Origin of the sequence: Flavimobilis marinus (assembly GCF_900113055.1) — a bacterium.
GTDB lineage: Bacteria > Actinomycetota > Actinomycetes > Actinomycetales > Cellulomonadaceae > Flavimobilis > Flavimobilis marinus.
Window position 1 is genome coordinate 99,797 of the sequence record NZ_FONZ01000005.1, and the last position, 13,378, is coordinate 113,174.

Genomic DNA, 13,378 nt, shown 5'->3' on the forward strand with positions numbered 1-13,378 from the left:
CCCTCACGCCTCGTCGGTGGTCTCGACCTGGTAGACCATGAACACGGCGCCGCTCGGGTCCGCCAGCAGCGCCATGCGGCCGTAGGGGCTGTCGGTCGGGGGTTCCAGGACCGCGCCGCCGAGCGTCGTCGCCTGCTCGACCGCGGCGTCGACGTCGGTCACCCTGAAGTACGTCCGCCAGTAGCTGGGGACGTCGTCGGGCAGGAGACCCGCCCCGTCCATGATGCCGGCGTACGGCCTGCCGTCGACCATGAGCCGCGTGTACCGGAAGCCGGGCTCGGCCATGTCGGTGGTCTGCCACCCGAAGGCCGCGGTGTAGAAGTCGACGGCCTTCGCGTAGTCCCGCGTGACGAGCTCGTGCCAGCCGGGTGCGTTCGGCTCGTCCACGACGGCGTAGCCCGGGTAGGAGCCCGGCTGCCAGCTGCCGATCCCGGCGCCCACGGCATCCATGTAGAAGGCCATCGTGCCCATGTCGGGCACGGTCATCGGCTCCACGACGACGGCACCCCCCTGGCCCTCCACCCGGGACGCGACGGCCGACGAGTCGGTGACCGAGAGGTAGACGGACCAGGAGTCGGGGATCTCGGAGCCCTCCTCCTGGGCCATCAGACCGCCGACGTCGAGCCCGTGGGAGGTGATGGTGAGGTAGCCGCCGTACTCCGGCCCACCGTCGACGAACTCCCAGCCGAAGAGCTCACCGTAGAAGCGCTTGGCCCCGGGGACGTCGGAGCTCATCAGGTCGATCCAGCAGGGGGCGCCGAGGGGAAAGGTGGTCACAGCGGGCATGGCGGTCTCCTCGTCCACGGATCTCCGCGAATCGGACGATCCCGACACCCGCAGGCTAGACCTCGGCGCCCCCGGCTGTCACGGGGTCGGCATGCCGCCGTTCACGTGGATCGTGGCGCCGACGACGTAGCTGGACTCGGGGGAGGCGAGGAACACGTACGCGGGCGCGAGCTCGGTCGGCTGTCCTGCGCGCCCGAGCGCGGTCGACTGCCCGAACTCCGGCAGCGCCTCGGTCGGCTGACCGTCGCTGGGCTGCAGCGGCGTCCAGATCGGACCGGGTGCCACGGTGTTCACCCGGATCCCCTGCGGCGCGAGCTGCTCCGCGAGCCCCTTGCTGAAGTTGTTGATGGCGGCCTTGGTCGCCGCGTAGTCGAGGAGCACCGGCGGAGGCTGGTACGCGACGACCGACGTGGTGTTGATGATGGTCGACCCGGCCGCCAGGTGGGGAAGCGCCGCACGCGTGGTGCGGAACATCGCCAGGATGTTCACCTGGAACGTCTCCTCGACCTGCTGGTCCGTGAGGTCCGTGAGGCTCTCGACGGCGATCTGCTTGCCGGCGTTGTTCACCAGGATGTCGAGACCGCCGAGCTCGGCAACGGCACGCTCGACCGCCTCCGGCCCGAACGCGGGATCCACGAGGTCACCGGCGATGGGGACGCACCGGCGTCCGGACTCGGTGACGATGCGCGCGACCTTCTGGGCGTCCTCCTCCTCGGCGGGGAGGTAGGTGAATGCGACGTCCGCGCCCTCGCGGGCGTACGCGATGACGACCGCGGCGCCGATGCCCGAGTCGCCCCCGGTCACGAGCGCCTTGCGGCCCTCGAGCCGCCCGGTGCCGCGGTAGGAGTGCTCGCCGAGGTCCGCCATCGGCGTCATCTCCGCGTCGAGGCCGGGCTCCGGCTGGTGCTGCTCCGGCGGCTCGATCGCCGGGTAGCGGTCGACGGGCGACTGGAAGACGAGCTGGTCCGCGGTGGTGGTGTGGGCGTCGTCGGACATCGAGGTGACTCCTTCGTGCAGGGTCTCGGAGTTCCACGATGCGACAGGGACGGGAGACTCGCACCCGGGAGCGTCCTATCCTCGTGGCGTGCCGAACGACGCCGCCCCCGCCGCCCCCGCCCGCGCGCGCGTCGCGGTACGCCGCGGCACGCCGGACGACGTCCCCGCGCTCGCGGCGGTGCACGTCCAGGCGTGGCGAGAGACCTACCCGGGGATCCTGTCCGACGAGCTCCTCGCGAACCTGCGCGTCGCGGACCACGAGCGGCTGTGGAGGAAGATCCTCACGGGCGAGTGGGCCGACGGCGTCGTGGTCGGGCTGCTCGACGGCGTCGTCTCGGGTTTCGCCTTCGCGTACCCCGGCCAAGACCCGGACGCCCCTCGAGACCTCGAGCTCAACATGATCTACGCCCTCGAGCGCGCCAAGGGCACGGGCCTGGGCCAGGCGATGCTCGACGCCGCGATCGGCGACCGGCCAGCGCTCGTGTGGGTCGCGATCAACAACCCGCGGGCCCGGGCTTTTTACGCCCGCAACGGCTTCGAGCCCGACGGCGCGAGCAAGATCATCGAGCACTGGGACAACGTCCACGACATCCGGCTGGTGCGCTGATAGCGTCTGGCGACCGATCCGCCGGGGGCAAGGGGCACGTGATGCGCGCGAGGTTCGTCCGATGGGCCACGAGTCGGCCCCGACCGCTGCTGGTCGCCCAGCTGGTGGGGCTCGGCCTCGGCCTGGCACTCGGGTGGGTCGGGGGCATCCTCGTCGAGGCCGGTGGCACGCTCGACGCGACCGAGGCCTGCACGAGCTCGCGCCACCTGGCTGCAGAGTCGCACGAGCTGTACGAGCTGCTCGCTGACCCGGCCGGAGTCGAGCTCGAGGCTGCGTCCTTCTCGCTCCTGCCGCCGCGCGCCGAGTGCGCCTGGTCGGTCGCGGAGGGCACGGGACTGATCACCGAGCACAGCTTCGACTCGTTCCGCGTCGTCGGTGCGATCGCGGGAGCCGGCTACCTGGTGCTCGTGCTCGCCGCCGCCACGTACTGGCGTAGGCACGACACTGCGCCGAGCGCAGCGCACGGATAGTCAGATCGAGCGGGTCTCGCCCGAGCGGTCCCGGTACGCGAGCGAGTCGTCCGCGAGCACGGCGCGGACCTGGCGGGCGACCCGGCGGACGTCCTCCTGGTCCGGCTCGAGCAGGTCGGTCGTCATCTCGTCCAGGACGAGCGTGGTCTGCCGCTCGATCTCCGCGCGCTCGGCCAGGTCGCGCGTGTTCATGGCCACGTCGCGGAGCATCCGGAGCAGCGCGCCGAGCACGGTCGGCTCCCGCCGGCCGTAGCGGCGCACCTGGCCGCAGGCCAGGTCCAGGAAGTAGCGCAGGTCCCGGTCGCCGACGACGACGCGCGGGGCCCCGTCGTCGTCGGTGTACAGGCGCGGGCCCAGGTGGGAGTGGACCAGGCGCACGAGGACGTCGGCGTTGTGGCCGATCGCGTGTGCCGCGGTGACCGGGTCGTTGATGCCGGGGGACAGCGCCTTCACCGCGATGTCGGTGAGCTGGCGCAGCCCGAAGGCGGGGTCCGCGTGGGTCGTGCGCTCGTAGTCGAGGCTGATGGCGCCGCGGACCTCGTCGCCCAGCCGCTCGGGTTCGTCGGCGTCACCGGTGACCGAGCCCGGGCGGTCCCAGATCTCCGCGATCGGCGTCCCGCTGACGACGTGGTCCCCCGGCCGGGCGACCACCCGGACGAGGACGTGGTGCGAGCGAGCGACGGAGACCAGCCGGTCGACGTCCACGTCGCTGACGAACCCGCTGCGGTCCGCGCAGACCCGACGAGCGGGAGGGTCGTCCAGGGCGAGGCCGTCCGGGGAGGGCGGCGCGGGCTGGTCGCGGTGCTGGTACGCGGCGTCGATCACGGCGCTGGTCTCCTCGTGCACCGTGCGCATCATCGTGTCGACCCGGAGCAGGCTGGTGATGTGCGTGATGAAGGCGAGCACGGCTGCGAGCGACCCGAGCCCCATCAGGGCCCCGACCGTCATCGCCGGGACCGGCACCGTGAGGTCGTCGCCCAAGGTCCGCAGGAGGATCAGGGAGTACACGAACGTGGACACGAGCGCGGTCAGGACGGCCTTGGTGACGCGGTCTCGGACGAAGTCCCGCAGCAGACGCGGCGAGAACTGCTGCGACGCGAGCTGGAGCGCCACGACCGTGAGGGAGAACGTCAGCGTGATCGTCGTCATCGACGCGCCCGCCATCACCTGGAGGACGGCGGAGGCGTTGTCGATGTCGCCGGGCCACAGCGTGCGCAGCCACATGGTGTCCCGGTCGGGGCGGATCGGTGCGAGCAGGAGCGCGAGCACGGCGGCGGCGATCGCGCCGGTCGTCGGCCACTTCCACAACTCCGCGGACGACCGGTCGAAGCGCGGCTCGCGCTGCTCGGGGGACCTGCCGGTGCGGCGCGACATCGAGCCTCCTGAGGTTGGGCCTCCACCATGGCCGCGCGCGGGGGGAGCCGCAACCGGGCGCTACACGAGCCCGGCGTCGTGCACGCAGATCGCGATCTGCACCCGGTTGTCGACGTCGAGCTTGGCGAACAGCCGCCCGACGTGCGACTTCACGGTCGGGACGCTCATGAACAGCTGCTCGGCGATCTCCGCGTTCGACAGCCCGCGCCCGATCGCGACGGCCACCTCCCGTTCGCGCTCGGTGAGCCGCTCGAGCCGGTCCTGCGCGCCGTGCGACCGGGCGGCGCCGTTGTCCCCCGCGACGGTCGCGATCAGCTGCGCGGTCACGGACGGCGAGAGGATGGGCTCCCCGGCCGCGACGCGACGCACCGAGTCCACGAGCCGCTCGGGTGGGGTGTCCTTGAGCAGGAACCCGCTCGCGCCCTCGCGCAGTGCGGTGAGCACCATGTCGTCCTCGTCGAACGTCGTCAGGACGATCACGCGCAACGTCGGCCAGCGGCGCAGCAGGGCCGACGTCGTCGCGAGTCCGTCCCGGCGCGGCATCCGGATGTCCATGAGCACGACGTCGGGCGCGTGCTCGGCGACGACGTCCTCGGCCTCGATCCCGTCGCGAGCCTCGCCCACGACCTCGATCGCGCGGTCGCCGCCGAGGATCATCCGCAGCCCGGCGCGCACCAGGGGGTCGTCGTCGACCAGGACCACCCGCACGCCGTCGTCGCTCACCGCTGCCACGGGAGCCACGCTCTCACGACGAAGTCCCCGGACCGGTCCACGCCGGACGTGAGGGTGCCGCCGGCGAGCTCGGCGCGTTCGGTGAGCCCCGTCAGGCCGAGGCCGGACGGGGGCAGGGGCGCGCCCGCCCGCGTGACGGCGGGGTTGCGCACCTCGAGCGAGATCCCCTCGCCCGGGGCTCCGGTCACGTTCACGACGACGGGAGCCCCGGGAGCGTGCTTGCGCGCGTTCGTCAGCGCCTCCTGGACGATGCGGTAGGCGCTGCGGCTGGTCGAGTCGGGCAGGTCCGTCAGGTGCGCCGACACCGGGAGAGCCATCGTGAAGTCGATCTCCGCGCCGATCGACCGCGCCTCGGCCACGAGGGCGTCGAGCACGACGAGCGTGGGCTGGGGCAGCTCGGGCCGTCCGTCGCCCGACGCGTCGTCGTCGCGCAGCACGCCGAGGACCTCCCGGAGCTCCCGGAGCGCCAGGTGGGCGTTGTCCCGGATGATCGCCGCGGCGTCAGCCGTCTCCTCGCGCGTGAGGTCCGTGCGGTAGGCGAGGGCACCCGAGTGCATGGCCACCAGAGAGATCCTGTGCGCGAGGACGTCGTGCATCTCGCGGGCGATGCGGGAGCGCTCCTGCGTACGGGCCTGGTCGACTCGCGCGGACTGCTCGCGCTCGGCCGTCTCGGCACGCAGCTGCAGGGTCGCGACGAGCTCCCGGCGCGCCCCGATGTAGAAGCCGATCGCGATGCAGATGCCGTAGAGCAGCACCGAGATGAGGGCCGTCACCCACCAGGGTGCCGCTCCTTCGACCGTCGGGTAGATCTGCTCGAAGGTGAACCCCCCAGCGAGCCACAGGACACCGATGAGCAGCACCTCGCGCCAGCGGCGGCGGGTTGCGACGGAGACGACCGTGAGGATCACGGCGCCGATGCTCAGTGCTGAGAAAGCCGAGAACGCGGCGACGATCATCCCGACGGCGAGCGGCCAGCGCCGGCGGAACCACAGGAGCACGAGGGCGAGCACACCGGCGAGGACGTCCACGAGCACCAGCGCGGGTTCCGGCTGGGTGGTCGCGTCCTCCAGGGCAGTGCCGACCGAGCCGACGAACACCGCGAGACCGAAGACGAGCGCGACCACGAAGCGCCAGGTCTTGCCCCAAGTGCCCAGCGGCTCCGGGCGAAAGTCCTGGGCCAGGCGCGGGGCGGCGGTGGCGGGCATAGGGGAAGCCTAGGTGGCACCTGACACTTGCCGACACGTCCCCTGGTCGGGTGCGCGGCGATGCCGGTACCGACCAAAGTTGGAGCGCTGGTGCCTCAGGTCGCGGCGCCGGGGCCGCGAGCGATGCCGCAGACCGATGCGACGGAAGCGGCCCGGACGCGAGGGTGGAGCCATGATCACAGTCGAACGACTCACCAAGAGGTACGGCACCTTCACCGCCGTCGACGACCTGACGTTCGAGGTCAAGCCCGGTCGCGTGACCGGGTTCCTCGGCCCCAACGGCGCCGGCAAGTCGACCGCCATGCGGATGATGGTCGGCCTGACCACCCCGACGTCTGGCACCGCGCGCATCGGCGGCAAGCCCTACGGCGCGCTGCCCAACCCCGGCCGCCACGTCGGCGTCCTGCTCGACGCCGGAGCCCAGCACCCCGGCCGCACCGGTCGCGAGGTCCTCAACCTGGGCGCGCTGATGATGGGCGTCGACCGCAAGCGCGTCGACGAGCTGCTCGACGTCGTCGGGCTCACCTCCAACGAGGCGGGGCGGCGGGTACGCAACTACTCGCTCGGGATGCGGCAGCGGCTCGGGATCGCCGGAGCGCTGCTCGGCGACCCCCAGGTCCTTGTCCTCGACGAGCCCGTCAACGGCCTGGACCCGGCGGGCATCCGCTGGATGCGATCGCTGCTGGCTTCCTTCGCGGCCGAGGGCGGCACCGTGCTGCTCTCGAGCCACCTGCTCATGGAGATGGAGGCTGTGTCCGACGACCTCGTCGTCATCGGCCACGGCCGGATCGTCGCGCAGGGCGCCAAGGAGGACCTCCTGGCCGTCCCCGGTAGCGTGGTGTCGAGCACCGACGACGCCGCGCTCGCCCATGCCCTGACCCGGGCGGAGATCGAGGTCGCCCCGCACGCCAGCGGTGGCCTGAGCACGAGCGCGAAGCCCGACGCGGTGGGCCAGGTGGCGCTCGCCGCGGGGATCGCGCTCACCCGCCTGACGGCGGCGCAGAGCAACGGCCTCGAGGACCTCTTCTTCGAGCTCACCGCCAGCACCAGCCGCGAGGGGGTGGCGGCATGAGCGCCCTCGCCGTGCACGCGCCGGTCCCCTTCTCCCGTCTCTCCCGCGTCGAGCTCCGCAAGCAGCTCGACACGCGCTCGGGGCGCTGGTTCGTCATCGTCATCGCAGCCATCACGGCACTCGTCATGGTCCCGGTCGCGTGGCTCAGCGAACCGGCTGACCTCACCTTCATGGGGTTCTTCGGGGCGGCCGTCCTGCCCCAGATGTTCCTGCTCCCGGTGATCGGGATCATGGCCGCCACTTCCGAGTGGTCCCAGCGGACCGCCATGGTCACCTTCACGCACGAGCCGCGCCGCCTGCGCGTGGCCGTCGCGAAGCTGGTCAGTGCCGTGGGGCTCGGGCTCGTCGTCATCGTGGCGACCGCGCTCATCGCCGCCGTGGCCAACGTGGTCGGCACGCTCGCGCGGGACACCGGCATGGTGTGGTCCCTCGACGGGCAGCTGATCAGCAGCATCGTCTTGATGCAGATCATCTTCATCGCCCAGGGCGTGGGCTTCGGGATGCTCCTGCAGAACACCCCGGTCGCGCTCGTCGCGTACTACGTGCTGCCCACCGCGTGGACGATCGTCACGAACCTGATCGCGGCCATGCGGGAGCCGGCCGAGTGGCTGGACCTGGGTATCGCGACGGCGCCCCTGCTGGAGTCGGGCGCCATGACCGGTGGCGAGTGGGCGCGGCTCGCGGTCGCGACCACGCTGTGGGTGCTCCTGCCGCTGGCCGCCGGGATGTGGCGGATGGCGCGGCGCGAGGTGAAGTAGCGCGATCGGACGCAGCCGCCGCGGCGGGCTACCGGGTCGAGAGGTCGAGACCCAGGAGCCCGCCGTCGGCGGTCAGCCGCCGGAAGCCCAGGTGCTCGTAGAACCCGATCGCGGCCGTGTTCTGCAGAGAGACGCCGAGGTGGACCCCGGGCGCCCCGGCCGCGCGCAGGGCGTCGAACAGCGTCGCGAGCAGGCGTCGTCCGTAGCCGCCGCCCTGCGCCGCCGGCAGCAGGTCGACGTGCAGGTGCGCCGGGTATCGCTCGAGGTGCGCAGGGTCGACGGCGTGCGGTCGATGGATCGCCCGGACCGGGCCTGCGTCGAAGGTGCCCGCCGAAAACGCTGCGAGCGGGTAGCGCTCACGCAGCGACGGCCACCACTGGCGTTCGAGCTGCTCCGCGAACGCAGCGGTGTCTGCCGTGCCCACGACGTATCCCACGACACCCGCGGGGCCCTCGACCGACGCGTCCGCCAGGACGAACGCCAGCTCAGGAGCGAAGCGCAGGTAGGCGCCGAGGTAGACGTCGCCCAGCAGGCGTGGCTCAGCGGTGAGACCGGACGCGTCCGCGCCGTCGGCGCCCGTACACAGGCAGATCTCGTACAGCCGCTCGACCTCGGCCGGGTCGTGGGTGCGTGCGGGACGGATCGTGAGCCGCGCGGTGGGGTGGGCCGGGTCCGTCATGGCGCGAATCTACCGCTGCGCCCGCGGAGTAGTCTGCGGGGATGCTGGACTCGGCGACGTGGTGGGTGCTGGCCGCCGCGACCGTCGCGCTCGGCGCGTCGGCCATCGCCGGGTGGGCACGGGCGCGCACCCTGCGCCGTCGGCTCGAGGCGTCGCGGCACGAGGCCGAACGTCTCCGCTCGCTCGCCCAGGCGCGGGCCTCGCGCTCGTCGGTGCTCTCGCACGAGATCCGCACCCCGCTCGCCCTCGTCAAGGGCGCGGCCGAGCTCCTGGCAGAGCAGACGCCCGGGCCGCTCAACGACCGGCAGCGACAGTTCGTCGACACGATCACCCAGAACTGCCAGTCGATGATCGCGATGGCCGAGGACCTCCTGATCACTGCGCGGCTCGAGGCCCAGCTCTTCGAGCTCCACGTCGAGCGCACCGACCTGCGCGCCCTCGTGCGTCAGACCGTGCGGGAGATGCGGCGCGTCCACCCCGGCCGCATCCTCCTCGACTCGCGCGGCGCCCCGCTGTGGCTCGACATCGACCGCAACCTCATCCGCCAGGTGATCTGGAACCTCGTGAACAACGCCGCCCGCCACGGGGGCGAGGGGGTCGTCATCGTCGTGCGGATCACCGAGGGGGACCACGACGTCCTCGTCTCCGTCTCCGACGACGGCCCGGGGATGACGCCCGAGGAGCGGGAGAACCTCTTCGTCCCGTTCGGCGTCGGTGCGCGCACGAGCGGCACCGGCCTCGGCATGGTCATCACCCGTGAGATCGTCGACCTGCACGGCGGGCGGATCTTCGTCGACACCGCCGCACGCGTGGGGACCGTGGTGCTGCTCAGCCTCCCCCGTACGGTGCAGTCCGCGGAGCGGCTGGCATGACCGCGACGGAGGCCTCCCTCGCCCCCGTCGCGCTCGTCGTCGACGACGAGCCGCAGATGCGCGCGATCGTCACGTTCGCCCTCGAGACCCAGGGCTTCCGCTGCCTCGAGGCTGGGTCCGCGGAGCGGGCGTGGGAGCTGGTCGAGACGACGCCGCTCGACCTCGTGGTCCTCGACGTCATGCTCCCGGGCGAGGACGGTATCGCCCTGTGCCGACGCATCCGCGAGGGCTACCAGGTGCCCGTGATCCTCCTGACGGCGCGCAGCGAGGTGGGGGACCGGGTGGAGGGGCTGGAGTCCGGCGCCGACGACTACCTCACCAAGCCGTTCAGCCCGCGCGAGCTCGCGCTGCGAGCCCAGGCGGTCGTACGCCGCTCCCGGCCGGCCGTGAGCCCCGGCCGGATCGTCGTCGGGAGCCTCGAGATCGATCTCGCCACCATGCGCGCGAGCGACCAGGGCGAGCCCCTGCAGCTGTCCGTGAACGAGCTTCGCCTGCTCGTCGCCCTCGCCTCGCGACCGGGCGAGCCGATCGCGTGGCGCGACCTCGTCCACGAGGTCTGGGCCACCGTGTCGGACGAGGGCGGCCGCGAGATGCTCAAGACCGCCGTGTACCGGCTGCGCTCGCGGCTCGAGGCCGACCCGTCACGCCCTGAGCGCATCCTGACCGTCCGTGGCGTCGGCTACCGGATGCTGCCCCGCTGAACGGCTCCTCACGGTGCGGTGCGGGCCCGCAACGAGCGCAGGTCACGGACCTGCGACCGCGGCGGGGCGAGAAGGGACCTAGGTCACAGGACTGTGACCCTTCGTGTCCCTGCTGTGACCGCTCGTGCGCTGGACCCGGCCTAACGTCGACCCAGATGCCCGGTTCCTACCGCGGCCCAGCAGCGATCCCGTGTTTCACCGTGCAAAGGAGCACCCATGAACATCAGGAAGGCAGTCGCCCTCGCCAGCGTGATGGGCTTCGCCATGACCCTCACCGCCTGCGCCGCTGACTCGCAGTCGGGGAGCCAGTCGGAGGACGGCCCGATCACCATCGCGTGCGGAGCCATGGAGGACTGGTGCCAGAAGATGACCGAGGAGTTCACGAAGACGAGCGGCATCGAGGCGAACTTCGTGCGCCTCTCGTCCGGTGAGACCGTGGCCCGCCTCGAGGCGTCGAAGGACTCCCCCGAGTTCGACGTCTGGCACGGCGGACCGGTCGACGGGTTCGGTGCCGCGAAGAACGCTGACCTCATCGAGGCCTACAAGTCCCCGAACGCCGAAGCCATCCCTGCGGAGTACCGCGACCCGGACGGCTACTGGACCGGCGTGTACGTCGGCGTCCTCGGCTTCTGCTCCAACCAGTCCTCCCTCGACAAGCTCGGCGTCGACGTCCCGAGCTCCTGGGACGACCTTCTGGCCCCCGAGCTGAAGAAGCAGGTCTCCTCGGCGCACCCCTCCACCTCCGGCACGGCGTTCACCACGCTGTGGACGCAGGTCGAGCGGCTGGGCGGCGAGGAAGAGGCCTTCGGCTACATGAGCCAGCTGCACAACAGCATCCTGCAGTACTCCAAGAGCGGTACCGCCCCGGGGCAGATCGCCGGCCGCGGCGAGGTCGCCGTCGGGCTCGTGTTCTCGCACGACTGCGTGAAGTACCAGGAGGAGGGCATGACGGACCTCGTCGTCTCCTTCCCCGAGGAGGGCACCGGATACGAGATCGGCGGCGTCGCGCTGATCAAGGGCTCCAAGCACCAGGCCGCAGCCCAGAAGTACATCGACTGGACGCTGACCGCCGAGGCGCAGAGCTTCGGACCCACCGTCGGGTCCTACCAGGTGCTCACGAACCCGGACGCCACCTCGGACGACCGGATGGTCAAGCTCGATGACGTGAACCTCGTCGACTACGACTTCGTCGAGGCCGCCGCAGCCAAGAAGGGCATGACGACGCGGTTCGACGAGGAGATCGCCTCCGCCCCCAAGGAGTGACGCTCGGCCGGCGGGGCCACAGCGCCCCGCCGGTCCACCGCTCGACGTCAGCACCCTCGGGCCCTCGCGCCCCGACCCCGGAGGCCACCTCCCATGACAGCCACCCTCACGCCGGCGACGGTCCCGGCTGCCGCCCCGGCGGCGCCGACGACCCGGACGAAGACGAAGCGGGACATCCCCACGGTCGTCGTGATCGTCCTCGTCTCCGTGGCCCTGCTCCTCCTGATCGGCCTGCCGCTCGGCAAGATCCTCGTCACCGCGGTGTCGGCCGAGGGCCTCGAGGTCGCCCAGGCGATGTTCACCTCCCCGGTGAACCGCAAGATCGTCGTCAACACGGTGATCCTGGGCACGCTCGTCGGGGCGATCGGCACCGCGATCGGCTTCGCGATGGCCTATGCCCAGGCGCGGATGAAGTTCCGGGGCAAGAAGCTGCTGCACCTGATCGCGCTCCTGCCGATCGTCTCGCCGCCGTTCGCGGTCGCTACCGCGGTCATCACCCTGTTCGGCCGCAGCGGCCTGATCACGAACAAGGTCTTCGGCCTCGAGACCAACATCTACGGGCTCACCGGCCTGACGATCGTGCTCGCGCTGTCGTTCTTCCCCGTGGCGTACATGAACCTCCTCGGGATGCTGCGCAGCCTCGATCCCGCACTCGACGAGGCGGCGTCGGGCATGGGCGCCAACAAGTGGCAGATCTTCCGGACCGTGACGCTCCCGATGCTCGTCCCGGGCTTCGGCGGCGCCTTCCTGCTGCTGTTCGTCGAGGCGATCGCCGACCTCGCCAACCCTCTCGTGATCGGCGGTGACTTCACCGTCCTGTCCTCCCGTGCGTACATCGCCATCACGGGCGAGTACGACGTCGCGAGCGGCTCGGCCTACTCCGTGTTCCTCCTGGTGCCGGCCCTGCTCGTGTTCCTGGTCCAGCGGTACTGGAGCAGCCGCCGCAGCATCGTGTCGGTGACCGGCAAGCCGTCCGGACGGGTGCGTGAGATCGAGGGCTGGGCACGCGTGCCGCTCATGGTGGTGGTGTTCGGCATCGCCGCGCTGATCGTGACGATCTACGCCACCGTGATCATCGGCGGGTTCGTGCAGATCCTCGGGGTCAACAACACCTTCACGCTCGACAACTACCGGTACGTGGTGCAGGGCATCGGCTCGGACGCCATGATCGACACCACCGTGCTGGCCCTGCTGGCGACGCCGATCGCCGCGATCCTCGGCATGCTGGTCGCCTGGCTCGTCGTCCGCAAGCTCAAGCGCGGTCGAGGCCTGATGGACTTCGCCGGCATGCTCGGGCTCGCCGTCCCGGGCACGGTCGTCGGCATCGGCTACGCGCTGGCCTTCAACCGCCCGCTCGTCGTCGGCAACGTCCAGCTGCTCCCAGCCTTCGCCGGGGGAGCCGCGGTGTTCGGCGGGGCGGTCGCGATCGTCATGGTCTACGTGATCCGCTCGATGCCCTCAGCCCAGCGCTCGGGCGTCGCGGCCCTCCAGCAGATCGACCCCGCGATCGACGAGGCGTCGGCGTCGCTCGGCGCGACCGGCGTGACGACCTTCCGGCGGGTGACCCTGCCGCTCATCAGGCCCGCACTGCTCTCCGGTCTGACCTATGCGTTCGCCCGGTCGATGACGACGCTGTCGCCGATCATCTTCATCACGACGCCGCAGACCAAGATCATGACGTCCCAGATCCTGTCCGAGGTCGACTCCGGCCGCTTCGGGAACGCGTTCGCGTACTGCACGATCCTGATCGTGATCGTCATGACGGTGATCGGTCTGCTCAACCTCGCGGCTCGGGGCAGGACCCCCGTCCCGGTCGCGGCGAGCGGCGCATGAGCGCCCGCCCCGCACTCTCGTCCCCCTCTG

Annotated in this window: 14 protein-coding genes; 8 read left to right on the plus strand and 6 right to left on the minus strand. The window is 71.4% G+C overall.

The genetic code is table 11. The features are described 5' to 3' along the window. Positions 1-3 precede the first annotated feature (3 nt). Together BMZ30_RS12570 and BMZ30_RS12575 are read right to left on the minus strand one after the other, a co-directional pair. The gene (locus BMZ30_RS12570) at positions 4-786 is read right to left on the minus strand and encodes a VOC family protein (protein WP_093379629.1); all 783 of its coding nucleotides are present in this window, start codon (positions 784-786) and stop codon (positions 4-6) included. Between the two features lie 78 nt (positions 787-864). After that, on the minus strand, positions 865-1,782 hold the full coding sequence (locus BMZ30_RS12575) for an SDR family oxidoreductase (RefSeq protein WP_093379452.1): 918 nt from the start codon (positions 1,780-1,782) through the stop codon (positions 865-867). Positions 1,783-1,870: 88 nt separating this feature from the next. On the opposite strand from BMZ30_RS12575, the gene BMZ30_RS12580 reads away from it, so the two are divergent. Further along, entirely contained in the window at positions 1,871-2,389 is a 519-nt protein-coding gene (locus tag BMZ30_RS12580; protein WP_093379454.1) for a GNAT family N-acetyltransferase, read from the plus strand. A gap of 41 nt (positions 2,390-2,430) precedes the next feature. Further along, complete coding sequence (locus BMZ30_RS12585) at positions 2,431-2,859, plus strand: hypothetical protein (RefSeq protein WP_143073209.1); 429 nt, start codon at positions 2,431-2,433, stop codon at positions 2,857-2,859. Here the strand turns inward: BMZ30_RS12585 and BMZ30_RS12590 are convergent, their stop codons facing one another. Genes BMZ30_RS12590 through BMZ30_RS12600 form a run of 3 tightly spaced genes read right to left on the minus strand, consistent with a single transcriptional unit; the run spans position 2,860 to position 6,170 of the window. Beyond that, complete coding sequence (locus BMZ30_RS12590; RefSeq protein WP_093379459.1) at positions 2,860-4,233, minus strand: DUF2254 domain-containing protein; 1,374 nt, start codon at positions 4,231-4,233, stop codon at positions 2,860-2,862. A gap of 60 nt (positions 4,234-4,293) precedes the next feature. Beyond that, positions 4,294-4,965, minus strand: coding sequence for a response regulator transcription factor (locus tag BMZ30_RS12595; protein WP_229828420.1), 672 nt, complete (start codon positions 4,963-4,965; stop codon positions 4,294-4,296). Next, positions 4,953-6,170 carry a sensor histidine kinase gene (locus BMZ30_RS12600; protein ID WP_093379462.1) on the minus strand — a complete coding sequence of 406 codons (1,218 nt, stop codon included), beginning with the start codon at positions 6,168-6,170 and terminating at the stop codon, positions 4,953-4,955. Before BMZ30_RS12600 ends, BMZ30_RS12595 begins: the two co-directional genes overlap by 13 nt. Positions 6,171-6,342: 172 nt before the next feature. On the opposite strand from BMZ30_RS12600, the gene BMZ30_RS12605 reads away from it, so the two are divergent. Beyond that, positions 6,343-7,242 carry an ABC transporter ATP-binding protein gene (locus BMZ30_RS12605; protein ID WP_093379465.1) on the plus strand — a complete coding sequence of 300 codons (900 nt, stop codon included), beginning with the start codon at positions 6,343-6,345 and terminating at the stop codon, positions 7,240-7,242. Next, positions 7,239-8,000 (plus strand): hypothetical protein, encoded by a 762-nt coding sequence (locus BMZ30_RS12610; RefSeq protein WP_093379467.1) that lies wholly within the window; start codon positions 7,239-7,241, stop codon positions 7,998-8,000. Before BMZ30_RS12605 ends, BMZ30_RS12610 begins: the two co-directional genes overlap by 4 nt. Positions 8,001-8,028: 28 nt before the next feature. On the opposite strand, the gene BMZ30_RS12615 is transcribed toward BMZ30_RS12610, so the two are convergent. Then, a complete protein-coding gene (locus BMZ30_RS12615) occupies positions 8,029-8,679 on the minus strand; it encodes a GNAT family N-acetyltransferase (RefSeq protein ID WP_093379470.1) in 651 nt (216 codons plus the stop codon). A 41-nt stretch (positions 8,680-8,720) separates the two neighbouring features. Between BMZ30_RS12615 and BMZ30_RS12620 the strand changes: the two genes are divergently transcribed. The 4 genes from BMZ30_RS12620 to BMZ30_RS12635 all read left to right on the plus strand — a co-directional run bounded on the left by BMZ30_RS12620 (position 8,721) and on the right by BMZ30_RS12635 (position 13,348). After that, the gene (locus BMZ30_RS12620; protein ID WP_093379472.1) at positions 8,721-9,551 is read left to right on the plus strand and encodes a sensor histidine kinase; all 831 of its coding nucleotides are present in this window, start codon (positions 8,721-8,723) and stop codon (positions 9,549-9,551) included. Then, positions 9,548-10,252, plus strand: coding sequence for a response regulator transcription factor (locus BMZ30_RS12625; protein WP_093379475.1), 705 nt, complete (start codon positions 9,548-9,550; stop codon positions 10,250-10,252). The genes BMZ30_RS12620 and BMZ30_RS12625 overlap by 4 nt, the downstream gene beginning before the upstream one ends. 216 nt (positions 10,253-10,468) lie before the next feature. Further along, positions 10,469-11,515: an ABC transporter substrate-binding protein gene (locus BMZ30_RS12630; protein WP_093379477.1), complete on the plus strand. Its 1,047-nt coding sequence runs from the start codon at positions 10,469-10,471 to the stop codon at positions 11,513-11,515. Positions 11,516-11,608: 93 nt separating this feature from the next. Continuing rightward, positions 11,609-13,348 (plus strand): ABC transporter permease, encoded by a 1,740-nt coding sequence (locus tag BMZ30_RS12635; RefSeq protein WP_093379480.1) that lies wholly within the window; start codon positions 11,609-11,611, stop codon positions 13,346-13,348. Positions 13,349-13,378 lie beyond the last annotated feature (30 nt).